This is a genomic window from Bordetella genomosp. 12 (assembly GCF_002261355.1).
GTDB lineage: Bacteria > Pseudomonadota > Gammaproteobacteria > Burkholderiales > Burkholderiaceae_B > Bordetella.
In genome coordinates, this window is record NZ_NEVU01000002.1 from 488,726 (window position 1) to 514,172 (window position 25,447).

Genomic DNA, 25,447 nt, shown 5'->3' on the forward strand with positions numbered 1-25,447 from the left:
CATGCCAAACCTGCCCACTTATGCCGATGTTGCCGCCGCCGCCGAGCGTCTGCGCGGCCATGCCCATCGCACGCCCGTGGCGACCTCCCGCCGTTTGAACCAGGAATTGGGCCTGGAGCTGTTCATCAAGTGCGAGAACCTGCAGCGCATGGGCGCCTTCAAGTTCCGGGGCGGCTTCAACGCGCTGTCGCAATTGAGCGAAGCTCAGCGCCGCGCCGGGGTGGTGGCGTTTTCGTCTGGCAATCACGCCCAGGCCGTGGCGCTGTCGGCCTCTTTGCTGGGGATTCCGGCCACCATCATCATGCCCGAGGATGCGCCGGCAGCCAAAGTCGCCGCCACCCAAGGCTATGGCGGCAATGTCGTGTTCTATAACCGCTATACCGAAGACCGCGAGGCCATCAGCCGCAAGTTTTCCGAAGAGCAGGGCTTGACCCAGATCCCCCCTTACGATCATCCGGATGTGATCGCCGGCCAGGGCACCGCCGCCAAGGAGTTGTTCGAAGAGGTCGGCGAACTCGACGCCTTGTTCGTGAACCTGGGCGGTGGCGGCCTGCTTTCGGGCTCGCTGCTGTCGGCCAAGGCCTTGTCGCCGGCGTGCCAGGTCTATGGCGTAGAGCCCGAGGCCGGCAACGATGGCCAGCAGTCGCTGCGCTCGGGCAAGATCGTGCATATCGACACGCCCAAGACGATCGCGGATGGCGCGCAAACCCAGCATCTGGGACAGTACACCTTTGAGATCATCCGCCGCGACGTCACCGATATCGTGACAGTCAATGATGCGCAGCTGGTGGCCGAGATGCGTTATCTGGCGCAGTTTCTGAAGCTCGTCGCCGAGCCCACGGGCTGCCTGGGGCTGGCTGCCGTGCGGCAGGCACGCGAGCAGCTCGCGGGCAAACGCGTGGGCGTGATCATCAGCGGCGGCAATGTGGACATGGCGCGTTTTTGCGAGCTACTGAGCGTCTGAGTCTGTCTGGGCATAGGCCTGCCGGTCGATGCCATGCCGCTGCAGCTTGTCGTAGAAGGTCTTGCGCGGCAGGCCGAGCGCGGCCAGGGTCGCTTTGACTTCACCCTGATGCGCGGCCAGCGTTTCGCGGATGATGTCGGCCTCGTACTGCTCCATGCGCTGCGGCAAGGTCAGGCTGGGGCGTGCCTGCGCCGCCGCGGGCGCCGGGTGGAGTACGCCCAGTACGAAACGCTCGGCAAAGTGCGCCAGCTCGCGGATGTTGCCCGGCCACGGATGCGTTGCCAGATGATGGCGGATGGCTTCGGTCATCGGAGGCGTGTCGCAACGGAAACGCCTGGCCGCCTGGCCGATGAAATGCGCGAACAGCAAGGGGATGTCCTCCCGGCGCTCGCGCAGCGGCGGCAGATGCAATGTGACCACATTCAGGCGATAAAAAAGATCCTCGCGGAAACTGGCCCGCATCGCCGCGGCACTGAGGTCGGCCTTGGTGGCGGCCACCACGCGCAGGTCGACAGCGCGAACCTCATTGGTGCCCAAGGGCGTGACCTCGCGGCCTTCCAGAACCCGCAGAAGCTTGACCTGCAAGGCCAGGGGCATGCTTTCGATCTCGTCGAGAAACAGCGTGCCGCCGCTGGCATACTCGATGCGGCCGATGCGTTTTTTCTGGGCGCCGGTGAACGCGCCGGGCTCATGGCCGAACAGCTCTGATTCGATGACGGTTTCTGGCAGCGCCCCGCAGTTAATGGCCACCAGGGGGTGGTCGCGCCGGCGTGACAGACGGTGCAATACCGTGGCCACGACCTCTTTGCCGGTGCCGGTTTCACCTTCGATGAGCACATCGACGTCCGCGTCGGCGATCTGACGCAGGGTGTGCTTGATGCGTTGCATGGCTGGCGTGACCCCAATGAAAGGAATCTCTTCGTCCATGGCTTGCGCGGCGGCTTCCCGCAGTTGCCGGTTGCTCAGCACCAGCCGGCGCTTCTCGGCCGCCCGGTCGATGGCCGCCAACAGCAGGTCGGCGGGATAGGGCTTGGAGAGAAAGTCGTAGGCGCCATCGCGCATGGCCTGGACCGCCATGGCGATATCGCCGTGACCGGTCACCAGGATGACGGGGATGTCCGGGTCGATGTCGCGCAACCGCAGAAAGAACGAGATCCCGTCCATGCCAGGCATGCGGACATCGGTGACCACCACGCCGCCAAAGCCGCGGTCGATGTGCGGCAGGGCGAGTTGAGCCGAACGGAAGCCGCGCGCATGTAAGCCCTGCAATTGCAGGGTTTGCAGACAGGCGCGCAGGGTGTCTGCGTCATCATCGACGACGATGACCTGGCAGGGCGGGGCGCCATCGAGGGCGGGAGCGGTGGTTAGGGTCATGGGCAGGCGTGGAGGTCGTCGGGGGCGCGGCGCAGCCGGATCTCGAACTCGGCGCCGCCGTGCGCGCCATTGCGCGCGGTCAGCGTGCCGCCGCATTCGGTGAGAATGTCTTGGCAAATGACCAGGCCCAGGCCGAGGCCTTCGGGCTTGGTGGTCTGAAACGGGATGAAGAGTTTTTGCAGGACTTCAGGCGCGATGCCGGGTCCGTTGTCGGCCAGGCTGAGCGTCACGCCGGCGTCGTCGGCGCGCACGCGCAGCTTGAGATGCGGCGCGATGGCCGCCGCATCCAACGCGTTTTGCAGCAGATTGACCAGGACCTGCTCCAGGCGCGAGCGGTCGGCACGGACACACAGGGAGGGCGCGGGCGGCGTGTACTCAAGCACGGCCTGCTGCCTGTGCAAGCGTGGACCCATGAGCAGCAGCGCGCCATCGATGGCCTGATGCAAGGGCAAGTCGGTGAGGCTGGCGCTGGCCTTGCGCGAGAAGGCCCGCAGCTCGCCGGTGATGTGGCCGATGCGGTCGGTCAGCGCCGCGATGGTGCGCAGGTTCTCGTCCGTGTTGGACGTGTCGCCGCGTTGCAGGAAGGCCTGCGCGTTGTCGGCGTAAGCCCGGATGGCCGACAGGGGCTGGTTGATCTCGTGCGCGACGCCGGCGGCGATCTGCCCCAACAGCGCGAGCTTGTTGGCTTGCACCAGCTCATCCTGCATTTCGTGCAGGCGGGTTTCGGCGCGTTGCCGCTCGTCGATCTGCGCCAGCAACTGCTCATTGCTCTGGCGCAATTGGCGCGTGCGCATGCGCACGCGTCTTTCCAGCCGGGTCTTGGCGTTGATCTGCGCGCGCACCCTTTCGCGCAGCAGCCGGCGGCGGTAGTACAGCAGGCCGCCGCCGGCATAGGCAACGGCCATGATCAACACCACGGTGAGCTGAATGTTGGAGACGGCGCGCCGGATGCTGGCCTGCACCGGAATCAGCGTATGCAGGGTCCAGTTGGGCGAGGCGGGAACGGCGCGGGCGCTGTGCATGAGCAGGGTGCCGGCCGCCAGTTTCAAGGCCGGGTCGGTGAGGCGCGTGAGCGCATGCGGGGAGGCGGCGGCCAGACTGGGAGCCAGCGGCAGTTCGGCAACGGCCCGGTCGCCGAACTGCAGGCTGTCGCGCAGCCGCTCGGTCTGAGCCGCCGGCAGCGGGCTCATGGAGCGAAACTGCCACCCGGGGATATTGCCAATGAGCACCACGCCTTGTTCATCGGTGACAAAGAGGGGGTCGGGCAGCGCCTGCCAATCGGCCTCCTGCTGCTGGAAGTCCATTTTGAGCACGGTCACGCCCACCGGCTGGCCGTCGGCGCCATCGATGCGGCGCGACAGGTACAACCCGGCTTCGTGGCTGATCGTACCCAGGGCGAAGTACTCCGCCTGCCCCTTGGCCATGGCAAGCTGAAAATACGGGCGGAATCGATAATCCACGCCGACGAACGTGGCGGGCTCGCGCCAATTGCTTGCGGCAATGGCGACGCCCTGGCGGTCCAGAACATAGATGGCCGAGGCGCCGACCCCCCGGCTCAACTCGGCCAGTTTGATGTCGAGCGCTTCGATCGTGGCCGGCTCGCGCCTGGACAAGGCCTGGCGTACCTCGGCATCGCGCGCCAGGACTTCCGGCACGGCGCGGAATTTCTCCAGGCTGCTGCGCAGCGCCACGGTGTTCAATTGCGTGGAAGCGTCGGCGCGCGCGGCGATTTCGGCCAATGCGCGGCTCTCCGCCCAGCGCGTGGCCAGCACCAGGATCAGCAGCAGCAAGGCCAGGGCCGCCAGCAGCCAGGCGGCCGCGCCCGACCAGCGGCGTCGTTGCGCCGCAGCATTTTTAACGGGGGCCACGAAAGCGGGCGAGGAGGGTTCGGAGGCGTTCACGATAGGGGTTGTGCGGAATTCCGCACATTTTATCGCAGCCCTGTGCGGGGAGCCGCCAGCAGGCTGTATGACCGAATGTCGAGGTCAAAAAAAATGACGTCAGATCAACTGCTTGCATACCGAATTTTGGTACCCTGAATTGGCATGGAACTTGCATTTATCAGGGTAGGGCCGCGCAGGGTGCGCGGCTGAACCATTGCAAAAACAAGCGTATCGAACCATGCTGCGCCGCAGCAGGCGATACGGAAACTGGTGGGGACAATCCCGATGATCGAAATCGATCAAAGCGCTGGCTTGCCTGCGCGCAAACAGAAGTTCTATCAAATCCTGTATGTGCAGGTGATTTTCGCCATTGTCATCGGTATTTTGCTGGGCTATTTCCGTCCAGATCTGGCCGATGCCATGAAGCCTCTGGGCGATGGCTTCATCAAGCTGGTGAAGATGATCATCGCGCCGGTGATCTTCCTCACGGTGAGCACGGGGATCGCCGCCATGAGCGATCTCAAGAAAGTGGGCCGGGTGGCTGGCAAGGCCATGCTCTACTTTCTGGTGTTTTCCACGCTGGCGCTCATCCTGGGCCTGGTGGTGAGCCATATCGTGCAGCCTGGCGCCGGTCTGCATATCGACCCGACCACGCTGGACCAGAAAGCCGTCGCGGATTATGTGACCAAGGCCCATGACTCGACGATCACCGGCTTTCTGCTCAACATCATCCCGACCACGATTTTCAGCCCCTTCGTGACCGGCGACATTCTGCAGGTGTTGTTCGTTGCCGTGCTGTTCGGGGTGGCGCTGGCTCTGGTCGGCCAGCGCGCCAAGCCGGTGACGGACTTCCTGACCGTGCTGTCGTTTCCGATCTTCAAGCTGGTCGCGCTGCTGATGAAGGCCGCTCCCATTGGCGCTTTCGGCGCCATGGCCTTCACCATCGGCAAGTACGGCATCAAGTCCGTGGTCAATCTGGCCATGCTTGTGGGCACCTTTTATGTCACGTCCATCCTGTTCGTGGTGGTGGTCCTGGGATTGGTGGCGCGCTATAACGGGTTCTCGATCCTGAAGCTGGTGCGCTATATCCGTGAAGAACTCCTGCTGGTGCTGGGTACGAGCTCATCGGAGGCGGCACTGCCCACCCTGATGCAGAAGATGGAGCGCGCGGGGTGTTCGAAGTCGGTGGTGGGTCTGGTCGTGCCGACCGGCTACTCCTTCAATCTGGACGGCACCAACATCTACATGACGATGGCCGCGCTGTTCATCGCGCAGGCTTGCGACATCCCGTTGACGCTGGGCGACCAGATCCTGCTGTTGCTGGTGGCGATGCTCAGCTCCAAGGGCGCCGCGGGTGTGACCGGAGCAGGCTTCATCACCTTGGCGGCCACGCTGTCGGTGGTGCCCACCGTGCCGGTGGCCGGCATGGCGCTGATCCTGGGTGTTGATCGCTTCATGTCGGAGTGCCGCGCGCTGACCAACCTCGTGGGCAATGCCACGGCTTCCATCGTGGTGGCCCGTTGGGAAGGCGAGCTGGACAAGGACGCCCTGGACGCGGCGCTTGACGGTGCGAGCACGACGGCGGCGGGCAGTCAGGCCAAACAGATCAGTTGAGCCCGCAAGCACGATAGAAAACGGCCCTGAGCGCGTGCTCAGGGCCGTTTTTTTTGCGTCAGGGTAAAGCGATGCCGGCGCGCCGCAACAGCTCGGCCGTCTCGAACAGGGGCAGGCCCATCACGCCGGTGTAGCTGCCGCTGATATGGCGGATGAAACTGCCTGCCAGACCCTGGATACCGTAGGAGCCGGCCTTGCCGAAGGGTTCGCCGCTATCGCAGTAGCGCTCGCACTCGGCGCTCGACAGCGCACGCATACTGACCTGGGTGATGGAGACGGCTTCATGCAGATCCTGGCCATCGGCCAGAACGACCGCAGTGTGGACTTCATGCGTGGTGCCGGACAAGCAGGCCAACATGCGCAAGGCATCGGCGCGGTCGGCGGGTTTGCCCAGCACCTGGCCAGCGAGCATGACGGTCGTATCCGCCGCCAGCAAAGGCAGTACGGCCAGGCCCTGCTCGCGCATCCAGATCCGGCCGCGCTCGGCCTTCTCGCGCGCGGTGCGCCGCACGTAATCGGCGGGAGCTTCGCCCGGGAGTTGGGGTTCGTCTTCGCCGGCGGGCGCCGGGACGGCAAGCACGATGTGCTCCAGGCCGATCTGGGTGAGCAGTTCGCGGCGCCTCGGGCTGGCCGAAGCGAGATAGAGGCGGGCGGGGCGATCCATGGCGGCTCAGGCGCGGTGATAGGGGTGGTTGGTCATGATGGCCCAGGCGCGGTAGAGCTGTTCGGCCAGCAGCACGCGCACCATGGGATGCGGCAAGGTCAGCGAAGACAAACGGATGAGCCCCTCGGCGGAGGCCTTGAGGCTGGCATCCAGCCCATCGGGGCCGCCGACCAGAAAGGCGACATCCCGCCCGCCGCCACGCCATTTTTCCAGTTGCTGCGACAGCGCCATGGTGGTCAGATCCCGGCCGCGCTCATCGAGCGCGATGCGCAGGCAGCCCGCCGGTAGCGCGGTCTCGATGCGGCGCGCTTCGGCGGCCATCATCTGCACGGGGGTTTTGCCGCTGGTGCGCGGCTCGGGCTTGATTTCGCGCAGCTCCAGCGCGCAATCGGCCGGCAGGCGCTTGGCGTAGTCGTCCCAGGCGGTCTGGACCCAATCCGGCATGCGGGTCCCGACCGCCGCGACGATCAGCTTCATGCGAGGTCTTCGTCGTCGCCGACCGCGTCGTAGCTGCCGGCGCTGGGAACGGCGCGGGTGGACTCGGGCAGCAGTTTGACTCGCACGGGCCTGCCGCCCCAGATCTCTTCGAGGTTGTAGTACTGCCGGATGGCCGGCTGCATGAGATGCACGACGATGTCGCCCAGGTCAACGACGACCCATTCGCCGGTGTCCTCGCCTTCGACGGTGATGCCGGTGAGGTTGAGCTCCCGGCCGCGGTCCGCGACGCTGGAGGCCAGCGCGCGGGTCTGGCGATTGGAGGTCGCGCTGGCAATGACGACGCGGTCAAACAGGCTGGTCAGGTGGGTCGTGTTGTAGACCTTGATGTCCTGGGCCTTGACGTCTTCCAGGGCGTCGATGACGGCGCGTTGTAGTTTTTGAATATCCATGGCTGAAATAATAACCCGCGAGGGTGAAAAGAAAGATCGCCGCTCAAGCGGCAAGGTAGAGGCCGTGTTCGGCGATATACCGCGACACGGCCGCGGGCAGCAGGCCTTCGGGGGATTGGCCGTTTGCCAGGCGTTGGCGGATGTCGGAGGCCGATATCGCCATGGGCGTAAAGGGCAGTTCGCGCAGGGATTTGCCGTGCTGTGCCAAGAGGTCGGCCAGCGCCGGGGGCGTTTGCAGCGGTGTGCCCGGGCGGGTGGCCACGGCCAGCGCGACGCGCCCGGCAATGTCCTGCCATTCGCGCCAGGTGCAGAAATTGGCCAGTTGGTCGGCGCCCAGGATCCAGGTGAACGCGGCATCGCCGGGCAGGGCGCGGATGGTGTCTATCGTGTAGGTGGCGCCGCCGCGTTCGATTTCACCCGGGTTGACCGTCAGGCCTGGTTGGCCGGCAATGGCGGCCTGGATCATGGCCAGGCGGTCTGCCGGGCTGGCGGCCAGGGGGGGGCGCTGCCAGGGATTGGCCGCCGGGATGAGTTGTACTTCGTCCAGACCCAGATGGGCCATCGCGCTGTGCGCCAGGGCCAGATGCGCCAGATGGATGGGGTCAAAGCTGCCCCCCAGAAGGCCGATCTGTTTCACACCCAGTCCCGGGGTTTGAGAAAGTCCGCCAGCGCGGCCTCGGGCGTGCCGGCCTCGGGCTGCCAGTCGTAGCGCCAGTGCGCCACCGGCGGCATGGACAGCAAAATGGATTCGGTGCGCCCGCCCGATTGCAGTCCGAAGAGCGTGCCCCGGTCAAAGACCAGATTGAACTCGACGTAGCGGCCGCGCCGGTAGGCCTGGAAGTCGCGTTCGCGTTCGCCGTAGCTCATGGCCTGGCGGCGCTCGACGATGGGCAGATAGGCACCCAGAAAACTGTCGCCTACCGAGCGGGTCAGGGCAAAGCTGGCCGCGAAACCGGGCTCATTCAGGTCGTCGAAGAAGATGCCGCCCACGCCGCGGGTTTCCTGCCGGTGCTTGAGATAGAAATACTCATCGCACCAGCGTTTATAACGCGGATAGTAGTCCGGCCCGTGGGGAGCCAGCGCATCGCGGCAGGCGCCGTGAAAGTGGCGCGCGTCGTCCTCGAAGGCATAGTAGGGCGTCAGGTCCAGCCCGCCGCCAAACCAGAAGACGTCCTGTTCGTCATGGCCGGGCCGGGCCTTGGCCACGAACATGCGCACGTTCATGTGCGTGGTGGGCACATAAGGATTGCGCGGATGCAGGACCATGGACACGCCCATGGCCTCCCAGGAGCGGCCCGCCAGTTCAGGCCGGTGCGCGCTGGCCGACGGCGGCAGGCGCGACCCGGTGACGTGGCTAAACAGCACGCCGCCGCGCTCGAGCAGCCGCCCGCCTTCGATCAGGCGCGACAGGCCGCCTCCGCCTTCGGGGCGTTCCCAGTGGTCGCTGCGCAGGGGGTCGCCGCCCGCGGCTTCAAGCGCCGAGACGATGCGGTCCTGCAGACCGAGCAGGTAGTGCTTGACGGCGGCGGTGTCGACGGCGCTCATGCAGCGATCAGGCCTTGGCTTTTTGCTGGGAGGGCTTGAGCGCGCGCCAGCCGATATCGCTACGGTACTGGCGGCCGTCGAAGTGGATGGCGTTGACCGTTTCATAGACGCGCTCGCGCGCGATACGCACCGAGTCGCCCAGCGCGGTGACGCACAGGACGCGGCCGCCGGTGGTCTTGACCTGATCGCCATCGCGCTCGGTGGCCGCGTGGAAGACCATGCAGTCATCGGTGGCGGCCGGCAGGCCCTTGATCACGTCGCCGGTGCGCGGGGTACCCGGATAGTTGTGCGAGGCCAGCACCACGCCCAGCGCGGTACGGCGATCCCAGATGATGTCGGCCTGGTCGAGCGTGCCGTCCACGGCATGTTCCAGCGCGTCGAGCAGGTCGCTCTTGACGCGCATCATGATGGGCTGGGTTTCCGGATCGCCCATGCGGCAATTGAATTCCAGCGTCTTGATCGGGCGGTCGGGGTCATCGCCGGGGGCGATCATCAGGCCGGCGTACAGAAAGCCGGTATAGGGAATGCCATCGCGCGCCATGCCCTGCACCGTGGGCAGGATGATTTCACGCATGATGCGGTGATGCAGTTCGGGCGTGACGATGGGGGCGGGCGAATACGCGCCCATGCCGCCGGTGTTGGGGCCCTGGTCGCCATCCTGCAGACGCTTGTGGTCCTGGCTGGTTGCCAGGGCCAGCACATTGCGGCCGTCGACCATGACGATGAAGCTGGCTTCTTCGCCGATCAGGCATTCTTCGATCACCACGCGCGCGCCAGCGTTGCCCAGCGAGCCGTCGCCCAGCATGGCGTCGATGGCGGCGTGGGCTTCGTCGAGGGAGGCGGCGACCACCACGCCCTTGCCGGCGGCCAGGCCGTCAGCCTTGATGACGATGGGTGCGCCTTCCTGCTCGACGTAGGCGTGAGCTTGGGCCGGATCGGTAAAGGTTTGATAGCGCGCCGTGGGGATGTTGTGGCGCACCATGAAAGCCTTGGCGAAATCCTTGGAGCTTTCCAGCTGGGCGGCAGCCTTGGTCGGGCCGAAGATCTTCAGGCCGCGGGCGCGGAACACGTCCACCACGCCGGCGGCCAGGGGCGCCTCGGGACCGACCACGGTCAGCGACACGCCTTCGCGCTGCACGAAGTCGGCCAGCTCCTCGGGCTGGGTGATCGCGATGTTTTCCAGCTGGTCGCCCGTCTGCGTGCCGCCGTTGCCCGGCGCCACATAGACTTTATGCACGCGCGGCGAGCGGGCCAGACGCCATGCAAGGGCATGTTCGCGGCCGCCCGAGCCGATTACCAGGAGTTTCATGTTGCGGAGAATCTGAAAGGTGTTGCCGCCCGGCGAGGGCGCGGGAGCCAGCCGGTCCCGTCGGAATTAAGCACCCGCCACGGCTTGCGCCATGACGGGCGGTGTCACTACTGTGCTTCGTCGAAAACGACGTTGGTGTAGACCTCTTGGACGTCGTCCAGGCCCTCGAGGACATCGAGCAGTTTCTGCATCTTGAGGGCGTCGTCACCGGTCAGCTCGGTTTCGCTCAGGGCCTTCATGATGATGCCGTCGACCTCGGCCTTCAGGCCCGCGGCGTCGAAGGCCTGGCGCAGCGCGGCGAAATCCGCCGGGGCGCACACGACCTCGATACCGCCTTCGTCGTCGGTGGAGACATCCTCGGCGCCGGCTTCCAGAGCCACTTCCATGACCTTGTCTTCGGAGTTGCCGGGGGCGAAGAGGAACTGGCCGCAATGCTTGAACATAAAGGCCACCGAGCCTTCCTGGCCCAGGTTGCCGCCGTTTTTGGCAAAGGCGTGACGGACTTCGGCCACCGTACGGGTCCGGTTGTCGGTCATGCAATCGACGATGACGGCCGCGCCGCCCACGCCATAGCCCTCGTAGCGCACTTCTTCGTAGTTGTCGCCGTCCGCGCCGCCCGCGCCGCGCTGAATGGCGCGCTGGATGTTGTCCTTGGGCATGTTGGCGTCCGTGGCCTTGTCCCAGGCCAGTCGCAGACGCGGATTGCTGTCGGGATCCGCGCCGCCGGCTCGCGCCGCGACGGTGATCTCGCGAATGATTTTGGTCCAGAGCTTACCCCGCTTGGCGTCTTGGCGGCCCTTGCGGTGCTGGATATTGGCCCATTTACTATGTCCGGCCATGGCTTCCCGATGAAAGATCTACAAACGAGTATTTTACCGTGCCCGGCGCAGGCCCGCCGGGGCGTTACGCTTCTGTGTCTCTGCCGCCACGTCCGCGGGGGGCTCGCAGGCTCTAAACTTGACGCTCTTTCAGGGAAATCCGGAGCCCCGCCATGCCTGATCCTATCGTCATCGCCAAAACCGCCACGACCGAACTTGCCCTGCTGCCAGGCATGGCCAACCGGCACGGGTGCATCACCGGCGCCACGGGGACGGGTAAGACCGTCACCTTGCAAGTGTTGGCCGAGTCGTTCTCGCGGATGGGCACGCCGGTCTTTCTGGCCGACGTCAAGGGCGATCTGACGGGGATTTCGCAGCCTGGGGCGCCATCGCCCAAGCTCCAGGAGCGCCTGGCCAACCTGGGCTTGCCCGAGCCGGTGTTCGGCGCCAGCCCGGTGGCGCTGTGGGACGTATTCGGGGAGCAGGGCGCGCCGGTGCGCGCCACGGTATCCGATATGGGGCCGCTTCTGCTGGCCCGCATGCTCGAGCTCAATCCGACCCAGGAGGGCGTGCTGGCGCTGGTGTTCAAGGTGGCCGATGACGAGGGGCAACTGCTGCTGGACATGAAGGACCTGCGGGCCATGCTGCAGAATGTCGCCGATCGCGCGGCCGAGCTGAAGGTACGCTATGGCAATGTTTCGGCCGCCTCGGTGGGAGCCATCCAGCGGGCCTTGCTGCAACTGGAGTCGCAGGGGGCGGATCGTTTCTTTGGCGAACCCATGCTGGATGTGGCCGATCTGATGCGTACCGATGCCCAGGGCCGGGGCGTGGTCAATATCCTCGCCGCCGACAAGCTGATGCAGGCGCCGCGGCTCTACGGCGTGTTTCTGCTCTGGCTGTTAGCCGATCTGTACGAAAAATTGCCGGAGATCGGCGACCCCGAGCAGCCCAAACTGGTGTTTTTCTTCGACGAGGCGCATTTGCTGTTCAGCGACGCGCCCGCCGCGCTGCTGAGCAAGATCGAGCAAGTGGTGCGCCTGGTCCGCTCCAAGGGAGTGGGGGTCTATTTCGTGACGCAGAATCCCCTCGATATCCCGGACAGCGTGTTGGGGCAGTTGGGCAATCGGGTGCAGCACGCGCTGCGCGCCTTCACGCCGCGCGATCAGAAAGCGGTCAAAACCGCAGCCCAGACCATGCGGCCGCAGCCCGGCCTGGATATCGAGGCAGCGATCACCGAGTTGGGGGTGGGCGAAGCCTTGGTGTCATTGCTCGACGCCAAGGGCCGGCCAGCCCCGACCGAACGGGCCTGGATTCTGTCGCCGGGCAGCCGCATCGGCCCGGCCACCGACAGCGAGCGCGCGGCGCTGCGCCGCGAGATGCCGCTGGCCGCCAAGTACGAGCAGGCCATCGACCGCGAGTCGGCCTATGAAAAACTCAATGCCCGGGCCGGTACGGCCGCCGCGCCGGCGTCACCCGCCACGCCGCCGCCTGACACCGCCGCCCAAGACAGCCTGACTGGCGGGCTGCTCAAAGGGCTGAACGAGGCCCTGTTCGGCTCTACCGGGCCGCGTGGCGGCAAGCGTGACGGCGCGGTGCAAACGGCAGCCAAGACGGCCGTGCGCCAGGCCACGCGGGATCTGGTGCGCGGTGTGCTGGGTTCGCTGCTGGGCTCGCGCCGGCGCTGAGAGGCCGGATAAGCTGTGTTCCGTTTGTCAGGGATTCTCACCAGATCCCTGACAGGCTGTGACAGCACGGGGGCAGTCGTTTCGACGCATTTCAGGTGTGCTTGCGCGGCGGCGCAGGCAGCGCATGATGGGCTCACCGGTGTGTGCCGGATTGGAGCAGATCATGAAGATGCTGATGCGCGCCGCAGCCGCTGCGGCGCTGTTGGGAGTGCTGGGCGGATGCATCGTGGTGCCCGCCGGGCACGGGCATGGCCCGGGCGGGCCGTATCGCTATGGCCCGCCTCAGTACTATTACCCCGCCTATCCGGCGCCGTATTACCGCTGACGCCCGAGATGGGCCGCGGTGTCGTCCAGCACGCGGGCAAAGCGCGCCACCATGTCGCGCACCTGCGCGGCTGTAATGATGAGCGGCGGGCAGAAGGCCACCGTGTCCTGAATGCCGCGCACGATCAGCCCGTGCTCATGCGCGCGCTCGTAGGCATAGCCGCCCGCGCTGCCCAAGGGATCGAAGGGGGTGCGCGCGGCTTTGTCGGCCACCAGCTCGACGCCAGCGATCAGGCCCACGCTGCGGATCTCGCCGACCAGGGGATGATCGGCCAGGCCCTTCAGCTCCTGGCGCAGGATATCCCCCATTTCGGCGGCGTGAGCGATCAGGCCGCGCTCATCGATGATGCGCAGGTTCTCCAGCGCCACGGCCGTGGCCACGGGATGGCCGCTGGCGGTGTAGCCGTGGCCGAATGTCCCCAGACGGCCGCTGTATTCCTGGATGACCTCGGCCACCTTGGCGTTGAGCAGCACCGCGCCCAGGGGTTGATAGGATGAGGTGATCTGCTTGGACAGCACCATCATGTCGGGCTCGATGCCGAAGACCTCGCTGCCGAAACGCTTGCCGAGGCGGCCAAAGCCGGTGATCACTTCATCGGCGATGATCAGGATGTCGTACTTGCGGCAAACGGCCTGGATTTTCTGCCAATAGCCGCGGGGCGGCACGATGACGCCGCCTGCGCCCATGATGGGCTCGCCGATGAACGCCGCCACGGTGTCGGCCCCTTCGCGCAGAATGAGCGCCTCGAGATCGTCGGCCATGCGGGTCGCGAAATCGTCTTCGGTTTCGCCGGGCAGGCCGTGGCGGTAGTAATGCGGGCAGGAGGTGTGCAGGATCTGCGGCAGGGGCAGGTCAAAGCCTTTGTGATTGCCCGGCAGGCCGGTCATGCTGGCGGACGCGACCGTCACACCATGGTAGGCACGTTGGCGCGCGATGATTTTCTTTTTGTTCTGGCGCCCGAGCGCATTGTTGTAATACCAGACCAGCTTGACGACCGTGTCGTTGGCCTCGGACCCTGAGTTGGTGAAAAAGGCTTGCGCCATCCGGCCTTCGGTGTAACCGATGAGGCGTTCCGACAGTTCGATCACGCTCGGGTGCGATTTGTGCGTGAAGGTGTGGTAGTAGGGCAGCTCTTGCAATTGACGTGTCGCGGCATCGACCAGGCGCGGCTCGCCAAACCCGACGGCCACGCTCCACAGGCCAGCCATCCCCTCGAGATAGCGATTGCCCTGGTCGTCGTAGACATAGATGCCCTCGCCGCGCGTGATGATGCGCGGCCCCACCTGGGCATGCTTGATCGCGTTGGTGTAGGAGTGCAGCTGATACTGCACGTCCTGTTGCTGAGCCTGGCTGAAATTGGACATGAGAGGTTTCCGGAAGGACCGCTGCGGACGGCCCGTAACGTGGCTTTCGGCCTGTTATATGATCGGAGCATTATCCAACAAACCCACGCATCGCAGCGCGCAGAGCCCACCGTGAAAATCATTTTCTCATCCAGCCACGACATCGAACCCTCTGAATGGCTGGAGCCGCTGGCTCGTGCCGTGCCGGGCGCTGAGGTGGTGATGTGGCACGAGGATCTGCCGCCGCAGGACGCGGAAATTGCCGTGGTGTGGGGGCCGCCGGCCGGTCTGTTCGAGCGCGAGCGCAAGCTGCGGGTGGCCTTCAATCTTGGCGCCGGCGTCGATGCCTTGTTCCGCTTGCCCACGTTGCCGGCCGATCTGCCCATCGTGCGGCTGGAAGATGCCGGCATGGCGGTGCAAATGGCCGAGTACGCCGCCCATGCCCTGGTGCGCGCGAGCCGGCAGTTCGATCAGTACGAGGCGTTGCAAGGCGAGGGCCGCTGGCAGCCCCTGCCCGAACTGGACCGCAGCCTGTGGCCGGTCGGGGTGCTGGGCATGGGCGTGATGGGCGCGCGCGTGGCCAGCAGCCTGGCGGGCCTGGATTATCCGGTGGCGGGCTGGTCGCGCAGCGGCAAGGCCCCGCAGGGCGTGCAGGCTTTCGGGGGGCGGGACGCGCTTGGCGCCTTTCTGGGCCGCACGCGGGTGCTGATCAACACGCTGCCCTTGACCGACGACACGCGCGACCTGCTGTGCCGCGATACCTTATCCCAGCTGATGCCCGAGGCCTATCTCATCAATATGGGGCGAGGCGCGCATCTTGTCGAAGAGGACTTGCTCGCGCTGCTGGACAGCGGCCACGTGGCGGGCGCCACGCTGGACGTTTTCCGCACCGAGCCGCTGCCGCCCGGCCATCCGTTCTGGACGCATCCCCGCGTGACCGTCACGCCGCATGTGGCCGCGCTCAGCTTGCGGCGCGAAACGATCGCCCAGGTTGCAGCCAAGATCCAGGCGTTCATGCGCGGCGAGCCGCTGTCGGGCACCGTCTCGCGCGATCGCGGCTATTGAGAACGGCGCAGGCGCGGGGGGAGCGCCCGCGCGCCTGGCCTGATCAGAGCTTGATCCAGGTGGACTTGATCGCGGTGTACTTGTCCAAGGCGTGCAAAGACTTGTCGCGCCCGAAGCCCGACTGCTTGACGCCGCCAAAGGGCACGCTGACATCGCCATCGAAGTAGCAGTTCACCCAGACCAGACCGGCGCGCAACTGGCGCGAGATCCGGTGGGCGCGTGAGAGGTCGGCCGTCCACAGGCCGGAGCCCAGCCCGTACTCGGAGCCGTTGGCCAGCGCCAGCACTTCCTCTTCGGTCTCGAACGGGGTCACGGCCAGCACGGGGCCGAAAATCTCTTCCTTGATGATGGTCAGATCGGGCGTGGCGCATTCGAAGATGGTGGGCTCGAAGTAATAGCCGCCCGACTCCGTGCGGGCACGCTGTCCGCCCACGCGCAGATGCGCGCCTTCGCGGCTGCCCGAGTCCACGTAGTGCATGACGCGGGAGAGCTGCCGATCGTCGACGATGGCTCCCATCATCGACGCCGGGTCGAGGGGGTCGCCCGGCTGCATCTTGGCGGCCCAGGCTTCGAGCTTTTCCATGAAGGGCTCATAGATGGCTTTGTGAACGTACAGCCGCGAGCCGGCGATGCAGACCTCCCCCTGGTTATTGAAAATGCCGATGGCAGCGGCCAGGGCGGCGCGGTCCAGGTCGGGGCAGTCGTCGAAGATGATATGCGGCGACTTGCCGCCGCACTCCAGCCAGACCTGCTTGAGGTTGGATTGCCCGGAGTACTCCATGAAGCGCTTGCCCGTGGCCGTCGAGCCGGTGAACGCCAGGCAGTCGACATCCATGTGCAGGCCCAGGGCGCGCCCGGCCACCGCGCCCGTGCCCGGGGTGACGTTGAACACGCCTGGCGGAATGCCGGCGGCCTCGGCCAGCTCGGCCAGCTTCAAGGCCGTCAGGCAGGACTGTTCGGCCGGCTTGAGGATGACACTGTTGCCGGCGGCTAGCGCCGGCGCGACCTTCCAGCTGGCCATCAGCAGGGGATAGTTCCAGGGGACGACGGCAGCCACCACGCCGAGGGGTTCGCGCGTGATGGTGGCCAATGCGTCGCCGTCGGTGGGCGCAATTTCGTCGTAGATCTTGTCGATCGCCTCGGCGTACCACGCGTAGGTCGTGGCGGCCTCGGGGATGTCATAGGCCAGGGTGTCGGAGATGGGCTTGCCCATATCCAGCGTCTCGATGAGGGCCAGTTCTTCGCTGTGGTCGCGGATGAGTTGCGCCAGCTTGAGGAGGATGGCCTTGCGCTGCCGGCGCGGCATCGCCGACCAGACACCGGCTTCGAACGCCCGCCGGGCCGCCGCCACGGCACGGTCGATGTCGGCCGCCGAGCAACTGGCTACCTGGGTCAGGCGCTCGCCCGTGGCGGGGTTGATGGCGTCGATGGGCGTTTCCGCGCCGTCGACCCACTGGCCGTCGATGTAGGCGCGGTGTTGCAGGCGCAGCGATTGGGCGCGCGCCTGCCAATGGGCGAGGGTCGTCATGCAGATCTCCTGGGCGCGTTGCGCCGGGTCACGAGAAAAATACCGGCACCCACGATGAGTGCCATGCCGGCGACGGCCAGGCCGTCGGGCGGTCGGTCGAACAGAAAGGTGCTAAAGCCCATGGCCATGAGCAGATGGCAGTAATTCAGCGGCGCCAGGGTCGAGGCCTCGACGCGCTGGAAGGCCGCGATCAGCAGGATCTGGGCAATGCCATTGCCCACGCCCATGGCCAGGATCGCCAGCCAGTCGGCCGCCTCGGGCCAGGGGTCGGGCAGGAAGAAAGGCGCGGGCAGGGCTGTCATCAACAGGCAGAGGAAGGCGGTATAGGCGTACTGCACATGGCTGTCGACCTTGCCGGCCAGCTTGCGGGTCAGCACTTGAAAAAGGGCGTAGGCCACTGCCGAGATCGCCATCAAGGCCGTGCCCAGCGCCGGCAGATCACCGCCCGGGCGCACGATGAGCAGCATGCCCGCAAAGCCCGCGCCCACGGCCAGCCATTGCGGCAGCCCGACGCGTTCGCCCAGCAACCAGGGCGACAGCGCCACCAGAATGAGCGGCGAGGTGAAGTAAATCGCCGTGGCTTCGGACAAGGGCATCCAGATCAGCGCGGTCATGAAACAGGTGCCCACGGTGCCCAGCGCCAGGCCGCGCGCCAGCAGCAGCGGCTTGTAGGGCTGGCGCGACCAGCGCGGCGCACCGCGGCTGGCCAGCAGAAACAGCGCGATGGTGCTCACCGCGCCGTACCGCATCACGTTCAGAAACGGCGCGGGATAGAACGCCAGCATATGCTTGGAAGCCGCGTCGAAGCTGGCCAGGGCGACCAGCGCGGCCAGAAAGCAGAGTATCCCGGCGGCGCGCGAAGGCGCCGCCTTGGCGATGATCATGACCGTGCGATTCCCGCATGACTGAGCATGGCGCCCAGAAGCACGTTGGCGCCGGCCTCCAGATGCTCCGGCTTGGCGTCTTCGATCTCGTTGTGGCTGATGCCGTCCTTGCACGGCACGAAGATCATGGCGGTGGGCGTGACCGATGCGACGTAGACGGCATCGTGACCCGCGCCGGTGACGATATCCATCTCCGACAGGCCGCGGGCGCGCGCCTGTTGGCGCACCGCGTCGATGAGCTCGGGCGCGAACGGCGTGGGCGGGAAATGCTGGACGTCTTGCAGATCCACCTGCACGGGGTAACCCGCCATCTCGCCGCTGGCCAGCGCCTGGCAGGCCCGCCGCAGGCGCGCGTCCATGTCGGCCAGCTTGGCCGGGTCCTGGTGGCGCAGATCAGCCGTGAAGGTGACCTTGCCCGGAATCACGTTGCGCGAAGCCGGGTAGACCTGGGCCACGCCCACGGTGCCGCGTCCCTGCGGTGCATAGTCCAGCGCGATACGCACCACTTCCTGCATCAAATGGGTGGCGGCGTACAGCGCGTCGCGGCGCAAAGGCATGGGCGTGGGGCCGGCATGCGCTTCCATGCCGGTGACGGTGATGTCGTACCAACGCAGACCCAGCGAGCCGGTCACCACGCCGATGACCTTGTCCTCGGCCTCCAGGATGGGGCCTTGTTCGATATGCGCCTCGAAGTACTTGCCCAATTGGCGCTGGCCGACGGGCTGGTCGCCGGCGTAGCCGATGCGAGCCAGCTCATCGCGCACGGACTTGCCGTCGAGGTCGCGCGCCGACAGGGCGGTCTCGAGCGGAAAGATATTGCAGAACACGCCCGATCCCATCATGACCGGCACGAAACGGGTGCCTTCTTCGTTGGTCCAGATGATCAGTTCCAGGGGGGCTTCGGTCTCGATACCGCGTTCTTGCAGCGTGCGCATGACTTCCAGCCCGGCCATGACGCCGAAGCAGCCGTCGAATTTGCCGCCGGTGGGTTGGGTGTCGATGTGGCTGCCGGTGGCCACCGACAGCCGCGACGCGTCCGCGCCGGGGCGGCGGCCGAAAATATTGCCGACCTGATCCACGGTGACCTCCAGGCCGGCTTCGCGCATCCAGCCCACGACGAGGTCCCGACCCTGGCCGTCCAGTTCGGTCAGGGCGAGACGGCAGTTACCGCCTTTTTCGGTGGCGCCGATGCGGGCCAGCTCCATGAGCGATTGCCACAGGCGCTCGCCATTGATGGAAATATCGGAAATGCTGTTCATGAGGTTCTCCTGGGTCAGGCGGCCGAGGGCGCCAGACCATGTAAAAAAGCGTCGAGCGCGGCACCGATGCTCTCGACCATATAACCGCCTTCCTGGACGACGACGGTGGGCAGCGCCAGCGATTGGATACGCTCGCCGATATGGCGGTAGGCGTCCAGGTCGAGCTTGAGCACGCTGATGGGGTCGTCTTTATAAGTGTCAAAGCCCAGCGCCAACACCAGCGCCTGCGGGCGGTAGTCGCGCAAGGCGATCAGCGCGCTGTCCAGCGTCTGCAGAAAGACGGCATTGTTGGCGCCGTGCGGCAATGGGAAATTGAGGTTGTAGCCGTGTCCGTTGCCATAACCGCGTTCATGGGCATAGCCGGTGTAAAACGGGTAGTAGCCGGTCGGATCGGCGTGCAGGGACAGCGTCATCACGTCGGAGCGCTGATAGAAGATGTTCTGCGTGCCGTCGCCATGGTGCGCGTCCACATCCAGCACGGCCACGCGTTTCCAGGTCTGGGTCAGGCGCTGGGCGGCCGCCGCGCTGCTGTTCAGGTAGCAGAATCCGCCGGCGCGGTCGCGATGCGCGTGGTGACCGGAGGGCCGGCACAGGGCATAGGCCGTCCCCTGGTGCTCGCGCACCCAGTCGGCGGCCGCCACCGCGTTATGCGTGGAGCGCAAGGCGGCGCGCCAGGTGTGCGGACCGATGGGGCAGGACAGGTCGCTCAGGTAATAGCCGGTCTGGGCCACGATGGAGGTCGACGGGCAGGGCGGCCGGGCCGGAAGCTCATGCCGGCCGCTGTAGTACGGCGAGAGATTGGGCAGCACCTCGGGCCCGGGGTCCAGGCCTTGATCGCGCAAGCCCTGCCAGCGCTCGTAGGCGTGTTCCAGGTAATCCAGATACGCCTCGCTATGCACACCGGCCAGGGGCTCGCGCCCGAAGTCGGGCGGTGATTCCACGCGGATGCCGCGCGCCTGCAGTTGGCTGCGCAGCGTCTCGGCGCGGGCCGGCACGTCGGTCGGGGCACTGATGCGGCCCAATCGCATGAATTGTTGCGGCAGATGCTGCAGCTGGTCTTCCGAAAAAAAAGCCTTCATGGCTGTCCTCACAGGCGCTATCAGGCCTTTTTGATTTCGATCTCGACGAACACGAACTCCGTGTCGTTGGGGTTGATGACGTTGTGCTCGACGCCGACCGGGCGCGTGTAGGCCACGCCGGTGGTCAGTTGGCTTTCGCGCGTGCCCTCCGGGGTCTCCAGCAGGAGCTTGCCGGTGGTTTGCGGCACTACGACGTAGCGCATGCCGTGGCGATGCCAGCCGGTTTCTCCGCCCGGCGGGAAGCGCCATTCGGTCACGCAGACGTAATCGTCGTCGATCTGCACGGTGGGGATGGCCGCGGGGCGGTTCATAGGGTCTCCTTGTTCTGTCTCAGAGGGCGGGCTGGCCGCGCAGGGCCTGGCTCAGGATATCCAGCGCTTCGTCCATCAGGGCGTCGGTGATGGTGAGCGGAAAGAGAAAGCGGATCACATTGCCTTCGGCGCCACAGGTCAGCAGCAGCAGGCCGCTCTCGAGCGCCAAGGCCTGTACGCGCCGGGCAAAGGCCGGGCTTGGGGCATGGGATCCCGGCTCGTTGAACTCGGCGCCCACCATCGCGCCCAGGGCCCGCACGTCGGCCAGTTCGGGCACTTCGGGGGCGAGTTGCCGCAATCTGGCGGCCAGGCGCTCGCCGAGCTGGCGTCCGCGCGACAGCAGGTCTTCCTCGTCCATGACCTGCAGCACTTCCAGGGCGGCGGCCACAGCCAGCGGATGGCCGGCATAGGTGCCGCCCAGGCCACCGGGAGCCGGCGCATCCATGATCTCGGCGCGTCCGCACACGGCCGACAGCGGAAAACCGCCGGCGAGGCTTTTGGCCATGGCGATCAGGTCGGGGGCCACAGCGTAGTGCTCCATGGCGAAAATGCGGCCGCTGCGGCCAAAGCCGGTCTGCACCTCATCGGCGATCAGCAGGATGCCGTAGTCGTCGCAGAGCGCGCGCAGGGCGCGCATGAATTCGGGCGGGCAGATATTGAATCCGCCTTCGCCCTGCACGGGCTCGATGATAAAGGCGGCCACGCTGTGCGGATCGACGGCGGTTTTGAACAGTGCCCTGATCCCGGCCAGGGCATCCTCGCTGGTGATGCCGCGCAAGGCGTTGGGATAGGGAGCATGGTAGACGTCGGCCGGAAAGGGGCCGAAGCCCACCTTGTAGGGCACGACCTTGCCGGTCAGCGCCATGCCCAGCAGGGTTCTGCCGTGGAAGGCCGAGCCGAAAGCGATGATGGCCGGCCGCCGGGTCGCGGAACGGGCGATTTTCACCGCGTTTTCGACCGCCTCGGCGCCCGTGGTGAACAAGGCGGTCTTTTTGCGGAAGTCGCCGGGCGCCCGTGCATTGATCTGCTCGGCCAGTTCGACATAACTGGTGTAGGGCACGATCTGGTAGGCCGTATGCGTGAAGCGCGCCATCTGGGCCTGCACCGCCTCCATGATTCTGGGATGCCGATGGCCGGTATTCAGCACGCCGATGCCGCCGGCGAAATCGATATAGCGCCGGCCCTGGAGGTCCCAGATCTCGGCGTTGTCGGCGCGGTCCGCATAGAAGCGGCACATCACGCCCACGCCCCGGGGGGTGGCCGCTTCCCGGCGGGCATTCCAATCCGCGTGTTGGTCGTCAGGCTCGTTCATGTTCAGGCCGTCCGTGCTTGCGTCGGATCCCAGTGCTGGCCAGGTACCGCGGCGATGAGCTGCTGGGTATAGGGGTTCTGGGGGCGGTCGAAGATCTGCGCGGGGCTGCCGTGTTCGACGACCTTGCCGCGGTGCATCACCAGCACCGAATTGCAGATCTGAGCGGCCACGCGCAGGTCATGGGTGATGAAGATCAGGGCGATGCGCAGCTTCTGCTGCAAGTCGGCCAGCAATTGCAGCACCTGGGCCTGCACCGACACATCCAGCGCGGAGACCGACTCATCGGCCACCAGCACCTGCGGCTCGAGCGCCAGCGCCCGGGCAATGCCGATGCGCTGCCGCTGGCCGCCCGAGAACTGGTTCGGGTAGCGGTCAAAGGCCGAGGCGTCCAGGCCCACCAGGCCGAGCAGTTCTCGCGTGCGTTGATCGGCTTGGGCGCGCGACCGGCCATTGGCCACGGGGCCGTCGCTGATGATGCGGCCCACGGTCTGGCGCGGATTGAGCGAGGCGAAGGGATCCTGGAAGATCATCTGGATATCCTTGCGCAGGGGGCGGAACTGGCTTTCGCTCAGGCCGGCAATGTCGCGGCCATCGAAAAGCAGTTCGCCGCCATCGATGCCGATCAGCTTGAGCAGGCATTTGCCGATGGTCGATTTACCCGAACCGGATTCGCCCACGATACCCAGCGTCTCGCCGCGCCGCACATCGAAACTGACTTCATCGACGGCATGAACCACACGCTTGCGGCCGAACAGGCCGCTGTGACCGGTGACGTAGGTCTTCTTGAGCTTGCGCACTTGCAGCACGGGCCGGTCCTGGCTCGTGCTCTCGCGCTCCTGCGCCCGCCGGTGCGGCACGGCCGCGATGAGCCGGCGCGTGTAGGGGTGCTGCGGGCGGTTCAGGACTTGGTCGACCGGTCCTTCTTCGACCAGAATGCCTTTCTCCATGACCGCGACGCGGTGCGCGATCTCAGCGACGACCCCGAAGTCATGGGTCACGAACATCACCCCCATGCCTTTTTCCTTCTGGATGCGGGCAATCAGGGCGAGAATCTGCGCCTGGGTCGTCACATCCAGGGCCGTGGTGGGTTCATCCGCGATGAGAAAAGCCGGTTCCAGCGCCAGCGCCATGGCGATCATGACGCGTTGCCGCTGCCCTCCGGACAGACGGAACGGATAGACGTGATAGAGGGTGGCCGGGTCGGGCAGGCCGACGAAGTCCAGCAGTTCCAGCACACGCTGTTGGCGTGCCTGCCCGGGGTAGGCGTTGTGCACGCGCATGACCTCGGCAATCTGTTCGCCCACGGTCATCAGCGGGTTGAGCGCCGACAGGGGCTCCTGGAAAATCATCGCCATGTCTTTGCCGCGCATGGACAGCAGTTTTTCTTCGCTTTGGGTCAGCAGGTCCTGGCCCTGGAACAGAATCTGGCCTGCCTGCGGTTTGAGATAGTCGGGCAGCAGTCCCATGATGGCATTGGCGCTCATGGATTTGCCCGAGCCGGACTCGCCCACGATGCACAGGATTTCGCCGGCGCGGATGTCGTATGAGATGTCCTGCACGGCGTAGGGCCGGTCTCCGCCCGCGGGCAGGGCGATCGTGAGATTGCGCACGGACAGCAGCGGCGTGGTGGGTTCGCTAATCATGCCGGGCTCCTTATTCGCCGCGTTTGCGCAGTTGGGGGTTCAGGGCATCGTTAAGCCCCTCGCCGATCAGGTTGATGGCCAGCACGGTCAGCAGGATGGCCACGCCGGGCCAGACGCTCATCCACCAGGCTTCGCGGATCATCGTGCGCGCCGCGCCGATCATGAAGCCCCAGCTCATCATGTTGCGGTCGCCCAGCCCCAGAAAGGACAGCGACGATTCGGTGAGGATGGCGGTGGCCACCATGAAGGAGGCCGACACGATGATGGGCGACATGGCATTGGGCAGAATCTGCGAGCACACGATGCGTCCCGGCGTTTGCCCGATGACGATGGCGGCTTGCACGAACTCCCGCTGCTTGAGCGTCATGAATTCCGAGCGCACCAGGCGGGCGGCCGGCGGCCAGGACACCACGGCGATGGCACCCATGATGGAGTACATCGACGGGCCCAGCACGGCGACGAGCACCACGGCCATGGCCAGTTGGGGAATCGTCTGGAAGAACTCGGTGAAGCGCATCAGGGCGTCGTCGATCCGGCCGCCGCAGTAACCGGCCACGGCGCCGACCAGAATGCCGAAGAGCAGGGCGACAGCCGTCGACAGCAGGCCGACCATCAGTGAGACGCGCGCGCCCCAGACCAGGCCGGCGGTGATGTCGCGGCCCAGCATGTCGGTGCCAAAGGGGTAGGCCGCGTCGGTGAAGGGCGGGATGAGCGGCGAGGCCACCATCATCCAGGGCGATTCCTCGTAAAGCAGCGGCGCAGCCAGCGCGAGCAGGACGACGGCGGCCACGATGATCAGGCCGGCCACCGCGCCGTAGTTGCGCATATAACGTTTGATGAAGGCTTTCATGCCGCGGCTCCTTGCGAGCCGCCGGCGGCGATACGCGGATCGATCATCCGGTAGATCATGTCGGTGATGAGATTGAAGACGACGACCATGATGGAAGTGACCAGGAAGATACCCAGCAGCAGCTGGTAGTCGCGCTGCAGCAGCGCGTCGAACATGAGCCGGCCGATGCCCGGCCAGGCGAACACCGTCTCGGTCAGCACGGCGCCGCCGGCCATCTGGCCAAGCTGGATGCCGGCAAACGTGATGACGGGCAGCAGCGCGTTGCGCAGCACATGGACACGGATCACCCGATTGGGCGCTACGCCCTTGGCGCGCGCGGTCTTGACGAAGTCCATCCCGATGACCTCCAGCATGGAGGCGCGGGTCAGCCGCACATAGACGGCCATGAAGAAGCAGCCGAGCGTGACGGTGGGCAGGATCAGGTGCTGGGCGATGTCCCAGACGCGCGGCAGGCCGGTCAGGTGCGAGCCGACGGTTTCCATGCCGAAGGCGGGCAGCCAGCCCAGCAGCACGGAAAACAGCAAAATGCCCATGAGCGACAGCCAGAACAAGGGGGTGGCGTACAGCAGCAGCGCGCCGGTCATCACGCTGCTGTCGATCCAGCGCCGCTTGTTGGCATAGCGCGAACGCGCCGCCACCACGCCCAGCAGCACGCCGAACACGATGGAAAACAGGAAGGCACAGATCATCAACAGAAAGGTGGCGGGCAAGCGCTCCAGAATGAGGTCGAGCACGGGCACCTGGTTACGGTAGGAATAGCCCAGGTCGAGGTGCACCACGCCCTTGAGGTACATCCACAGCTGCGTCAGCACGGGTTGATCCAGACCGAACTGGGTGCGCAACTGCGCGACATAGGCGGGGTCGCCGGCGCCAGCTTGTCCGGCCAGTACCGCCGCCGGGTCGCCGGGTGCGAGGCGGATGAGAAAGAAGTTGATGATCACCACGCCGAATACGACCACCAGGGCCTTCATCAGTCGCGAGGCGAAAAAAGACAGGAATTTCATGGGGTACATCTCCAGGCAACGGCAAGAGCCGTTCTGAGGGACTGCGCCTGGGGCCGCGCAAGCGCGGCCCCAGGCTGCCGCGCCCCGCAGGGCGCGGCGCC

The 25,447-nt window shown here is 66.0% G+C and carries 24 protein-coding genes; 5 read left to right on the forward strand and 19 right to left on the reverse strand.

Going from position 1 to position 25,447, the window contains the following annotated elements:
• Position 1 precedes the first annotated feature (1 nt).
• On the forward strand, positions 2–964 hold the full coding sequence (locus CAL22_RS07615; RefSeq protein ID WP_094813503.1) for a threo-3-hydroxy-L-aspartate ammonia-lyase: 963 nt from the start codon (positions 2–4) through the stop codon (positions 962–964).
• Here the strand turns inward: CAL22_RS07615 and CAL22_RS07620 are convergent.
• Entirely contained in the window at positions 950–2,338 is a 1,389-nt protein-coding gene (locus CAL22_RS07620; protein ID WP_094811904.1) for a sigma-54-dependent transcriptional regulator, read from the reverse strand. The genes CAL22_RS07615 and CAL22_RS07620 overlap by 15 nt on opposite strands.
• On the reverse strand, positions 2,335–4,239 hold the full coding sequence (locus CAL22_RS07625) for a sensor histidine kinase (RefSeq protein WP_244193811.1): 1,905 nt from the start codon (positions 4,237–4,239) through the stop codon (positions 2,335–2,337). Before CAL22_RS07625 ends, CAL22_RS07620 begins: the two co-directional genes overlap by 4 nt.
• Positions 4,240–4,506: 267 nt before the next feature.
• Here CAL22_RS07625 and CAL22_RS07630 point away from each other — a divergent pair, with 267 nt between their 5' ends.
• On the forward strand, positions 4,507–5,835 hold the full coding sequence (locus tag CAL22_RS07630) for a dicarboxylate/amino acid:cation symporter (protein ID WP_094811905.1): 1,329 nt from the start codon (positions 4,507–4,509) through the stop codon (positions 5,833–5,835).
• A gap of 58 nt (positions 5,836–5,893) precedes the next feature.
• On the opposite strand, the gene CAL22_RS07635 is transcribed toward CAL22_RS07630, so the two are convergent.
• From CAL22_RS07635 to CAL22_RS07665, 7 genes are all read right to left on the reverse strand, one after another.
• Positions 5,894–6,499 carry a Maf family protein gene (locus tag CAL22_RS07635; RefSeq protein ID WP_094811906.1) on the reverse strand — a complete coding sequence of 202 codons (606 nt, stop codon included), beginning with the start codon at positions 6,497–6,499 and terminating at the stop codon, positions 5,894–5,896.
• Positions 6,500–6,505: 6 nt separating this feature from the next.
• Positions 6,506–6,976 (reverse strand): 23S rRNA (pseudouridine(1915)-N(3))-methyltransferase RlmH, encoded by a 471-nt coding sequence (rlmH, locus tag CAL22_RS07640; protein WP_094811907.1) that lies wholly within the window; start codon positions 6,974–6,976, stop codon positions 6,506–6,508.
• Positions 6,973–7,386 carry a ribosome silencing factor gene (gene rsfS / locus CAL22_RS07645; RefSeq protein ID WP_094811908.1) on the reverse strand — a complete coding sequence of 138 codons (414 nt, stop codon included), beginning with the start codon at positions 7,384–7,386 and terminating at the stop codon, positions 6,973–6,975. Before rsfS ends, rlmH begins: the two co-directional genes overlap by 4 nt.
• A 43-nt stretch (positions 7,387–7,429) precedes the next feature.
• The gene (gene nadD, locus CAL22_RS07650) at positions 7,430–8,023 is read right to left on the reverse strand and encodes a nicotinate (nicotinamide) nucleotide adenylyltransferase (protein ID WP_094811910.1); all 594 of its coding nucleotides are present in this window, start codon (positions 8,021–8,023) and stop codon (positions 7,430–7,432) included.
• Positions 8,020–8,931: an oxygen-dependent coproporphyrinogen oxidase gene (gene hemF / locus CAL22_RS07655; RefSeq protein ID WP_094811912.1), complete on the reverse strand. Its 912-nt coding sequence runs from the start codon at positions 8,929–8,931 to the stop codon at positions 8,020–8,022. The genes nadD and hemF overlap by 4 nt, the downstream gene beginning before the upstream one ends.
• 7 nt (positions 8,932–8,938) lie before the next feature.
• A complete protein-coding gene (purD, locus tag CAL22_RS07660; RefSeq protein ID WP_167383574.1) occupies positions 8,939–10,240 on the reverse strand; it encodes a phosphoribosylamine--glycine ligase in 1,302 nt (433 codons plus the stop codon).
• Positions 10,241–10,347: 107 nt separating this feature from the next.
• Positions 10,348–11,079, reverse strand: coding sequence for a YebC/PmpR family DNA-binding transcriptional regulator (locus CAL22_RS07665; RefSeq protein ID WP_094811914.1), 732 nt, complete (start codon positions 11,077–11,079; stop codon positions 10,348–10,350).
• A 152-nt stretch (positions 11,080–11,231) separates the two neighbouring features.
• On the opposite strand from CAL22_RS07665, the gene CAL22_RS07670 reads away from it, so the two are divergent.
• Both CAL22_RS07670 and CAL22_RS21110 read left to right on the forward strand, forming a co-directional pair.
• Positions 11,232–12,743, forward strand: coding sequence for a helicase HerA-like domain-containing protein (locus CAL22_RS07670; RefSeq protein ID WP_094811916.1), 1,512 nt, complete (start codon positions 11,232–11,234; stop codon positions 12,741–12,743).
• Between the two features lie 163 nt (positions 12,744–12,906).
• Positions 12,907–13,068 carry a hypothetical protein gene (locus CAL22_RS21110; RefSeq protein WP_167383575.1) on the forward strand — a complete coding sequence of 54 codons (162 nt, stop codon included), beginning with the start codon at positions 12,907–12,909 and terminating at the stop codon, positions 13,066–13,068.
• Here the strand turns inward: CAL22_RS21110 and CAL22_RS07675 are convergent.
• Positions 13,059–14,432 carry an aspartate aminotransferase family protein gene (locus CAL22_RS07675; RefSeq protein ID WP_094811918.1) on the reverse strand — a complete coding sequence of 458 codons (1,374 nt, stop codon included), beginning with the start codon at positions 14,430–14,432 and terminating at the stop codon, positions 13,059–13,061. The two genes, CAL22_RS21110 and CAL22_RS07675, sit on opposite strands and share 10 nt — an antisense overlap.
• Positions 14,433–14,543: 111 nt before the next feature.
• On the opposite strand from CAL22_RS07675, the gene CAL22_RS07680 reads away from it, so the two are divergent.
• A complete protein-coding gene (locus CAL22_RS07680) occupies positions 14,544–15,476 on the forward strand; it encodes a 2-hydroxyacid dehydrogenase (protein WP_094813507.1) in 933 nt (310 codons plus the stop codon).
• A 43-nt stretch (positions 15,477–15,519) separates the two neighbouring features.
• Here CAL22_RS07680 and CAL22_RS07685 read toward each other — a convergent pair whose 3' ends face one another.
• The 9 genes from CAL22_RS07685 to CAL22_RS07725 are packed head-to-tail and all read right to left on the reverse strand — an operon-like array spanning position 15,520 to position 25,355.
• Positions 15,520–17,004: an aldehyde dehydrogenase gene (locus tag CAL22_RS07685; RefSeq protein WP_094811920.1), complete on the reverse strand. Its 1,485-nt coding sequence runs from the start codon at positions 17,002–17,004 to the stop codon at positions 15,520–15,522.
• Positions 17,001–17,888 (reverse strand): DMT family transporter, encoded by an 888-nt coding sequence (locus CAL22_RS07690; protein WP_094811922.1) that lies wholly within the window; start codon positions 17,886–17,888, stop codon positions 17,001–17,003. Before CAL22_RS07690 ends, CAL22_RS07685 begins: the two co-directional genes overlap by 4 nt.
• Entirely contained in the window at positions 17,885–19,147 is a 1,263-nt protein-coding gene (locus CAL22_RS07695; RefSeq protein ID WP_094811924.1) for a Zn-dependent hydrolase, read from the reverse strand. The genes CAL22_RS07690 and CAL22_RS07695 overlap by 4 nt, the downstream gene beginning before the upstream one ends.
• Positions 19,148–19,161: 14 nt before the next feature.
• Complete coding sequence (locus CAL22_RS07700; protein ID WP_094811926.1) at positions 19,162–20,226, reverse strand: histone deacetylase family protein; 1,065 nt, start codon at positions 20,224–20,226, stop codon at positions 19,162–19,164.
• A 20-nt stretch (positions 20,227–20,246) separates the two neighbouring features.
• Positions 20,247–20,537, reverse strand: coding sequence for a cupin domain-containing protein (locus CAL22_RS07705; RefSeq protein WP_094811928.1), 291 nt, complete (start codon positions 20,535–20,537; stop codon positions 20,247–20,249).
• A 19-nt stretch (positions 20,538–20,556) separates the two neighbouring features.
• On the reverse strand, positions 20,557–21,849 hold the full coding sequence (gene gabT / locus CAL22_RS07710) for a 4-aminobutyrate--2-oxoglutarate transaminase (RefSeq protein ID WP_094811930.1): 1,293 nt from the start codon (positions 21,847–21,849) through the stop codon (positions 20,557–20,559).
• Between the two features lie 2 nt (positions 21,850–21,851).
• Positions 21,852–23,492, reverse strand: coding sequence for an ABC transporter ATP-binding protein (locus CAL22_RS07715; protein WP_094811932.1), 1,641 nt, complete (start codon positions 23,490–23,492; stop codon positions 21,852–21,854).
• Between the two features lie 10 nt (positions 23,493–23,502).
• Positions 23,503–24,342, reverse strand: coding sequence for an ABC transporter permease (locus CAL22_RS07720; RefSeq protein ID WP_094811934.1), 840 nt, complete (start codon positions 24,340–24,342; stop codon positions 23,503–23,505).
• Positions 24,339–25,355, reverse strand: a complete 1,017-nt coding sequence (locus CAL22_RS07725; RefSeq protein ID WP_094811936.1) for an ABC transporter permease — start codon at positions 25,353–25,355, stop codon at positions 24,339–24,341. Before CAL22_RS07725 ends, CAL22_RS07720 begins: the two co-directional genes overlap by 4 nt.
• Positions 25,356–25,447: the final 92 nt, after the last annotated feature.

Excerpts from the sequence above, each read along its gene's own strand:
- CAL22_RS07700 (WP_094811926.1), bottom strand. The coding sequence starts at position 20,226 with ATGAAGGCTTTTTTTTCGGAAGACCAGCTGCAGCATCTGCCGCAACAA.
- rsfS (WP_094811908.1), bottom strand. The coding sequence starts at position 7,386 with ATGGATATTCAAAAACTACAACGCGCCGTCATCGACGCCCTGGAAGAC.
- purD (WP_167383574.1), bottom strand. The coding sequence starts at position 10,240 with ATGAAACTCCTGGTAATCGGCTCGGGCGGCCGCGAACATGCCCTTGCA.
- CAL22_RS07695 (WP_094811924.1), bottom strand. The coding sequence starts at position 19,147 with ATGAACAGCATTTCCGATATTTCCATCAATGGCGAGCGCCTGTGGCAA.
- rlmH (WP_094811907.1), bottom strand. The coding sequence starts at position 6,976 with ATGAAGCTGATCGTCGCGGCGGTCGGGACCCGCATGCCGGATTGGGTC.
- CAL22_RS07705 (WP_094811928.1), bottom strand. The coding sequence starts at position 20,537 with ATGAACCGCCCCGCGGCCATCCCCACCGTGCAGATCGACGACGATTAC.
- CAL22_RS07630 (WP_094811905.1), top strand. The coding sequence starts at position 4,507 with ATGATCGAAATCGATCAAAGCGCTGGCTTGCCTGCGCGCAAACAGAAG.
- CAL22_RS07670 (WP_094811916.1), top strand. The coding sequence starts at position 11,232 with ATGCCTGATCCTATCGTCATCGCCAAAACCGCCACGACCGAACTTGCC.
- CAL22_RS07725 (WP_094811936.1), bottom strand. The coding sequence starts at position 25,355 with ATGTACCCCATGAAATTCCTGTCTTTTTTCGCCTCGCGACTGATGAAG.
- CAL22_RS07635 (WP_094811906.1), bottom strand. The coding sequence starts at position 6,499 with ATGGATCGCCCCGCCCGCCTCTATCTCGCTTCGGCCAGCCCGAGGCGC.
- CAL22_RS07620 (WP_094811904.1), bottom strand. The coding sequence starts at position 2,338 with ATGACCCTAACCACCGCTCCCGCCCTCGATGGCGCCCCGCCCTGCCAG.
- CAL22_RS21110 (WP_167383575.1), top strand. The coding sequence starts at position 12,907 with ATGAAGATGCTGATGCGCGCCGCAGCCGCTGCGGCGCTGTTGGGAGTG.
- CAL22_RS07720 (WP_094811934.1), bottom strand. The coding sequence starts at position 24,342 with ATGAAAGCCTTCATCAAACGTTATATGCGCAACTACGGCGCGGTGGCC.
- CAL22_RS07615 (WP_094813503.1), top strand. The coding sequence starts at position 2 with ATGCCAAACCTGCCCACTTATGCCGATGTTGCCGCCGCCGCCGAGCGT.
- CAL22_RS07690 (WP_094811922.1), bottom strand. The coding sequence starts at position 17,888 with ATGATCATCGCCAAGGCGGCGCCTTCGCGCGCCGCCGGGATACTCTGC.
- gabT (WP_094811930.1), bottom strand. The coding sequence starts at position 21,849 with ATGAACGAGCCTGACGACCAACACGCGGATTGGAATGCCCGCCGGGAA.
- CAL22_RS07675 (WP_094811918.1), bottom strand. The coding sequence starts at position 14,432 with ATGTCCAATTTCAGCCAGGCTCAGCAACAGGACGTGCAGTATCAGCTG.
- CAL22_RS07715 (WP_094811932.1), bottom strand. The coding sequence starts at position 23,492 with ATGATTAGCGAACCCACCACGCCGCTGCTGTCCGTGCGCAATCTCACG.
- hemF (WP_094811912.1), bottom strand. The coding sequence starts at position 8,931 with ATGAGCGCCGTCGACACCGCCGCCGTCAAGCACTACCTGCTCGGTCTG.
- CAL22_RS07665 (WP_094811914.1), bottom strand. The coding sequence starts at position 11,079 with ATGGCCGGACATAGTAAATGGGCCAATATCCAGCACCGCAAGGGCCGC.
- CAL22_RS07685 (WP_094811920.1), bottom strand. The coding sequence starts at position 17,004 with ATGACGACCCTCGCCCATTGGCAGGCGCGCGCCCAATCGCTGCGCCTG.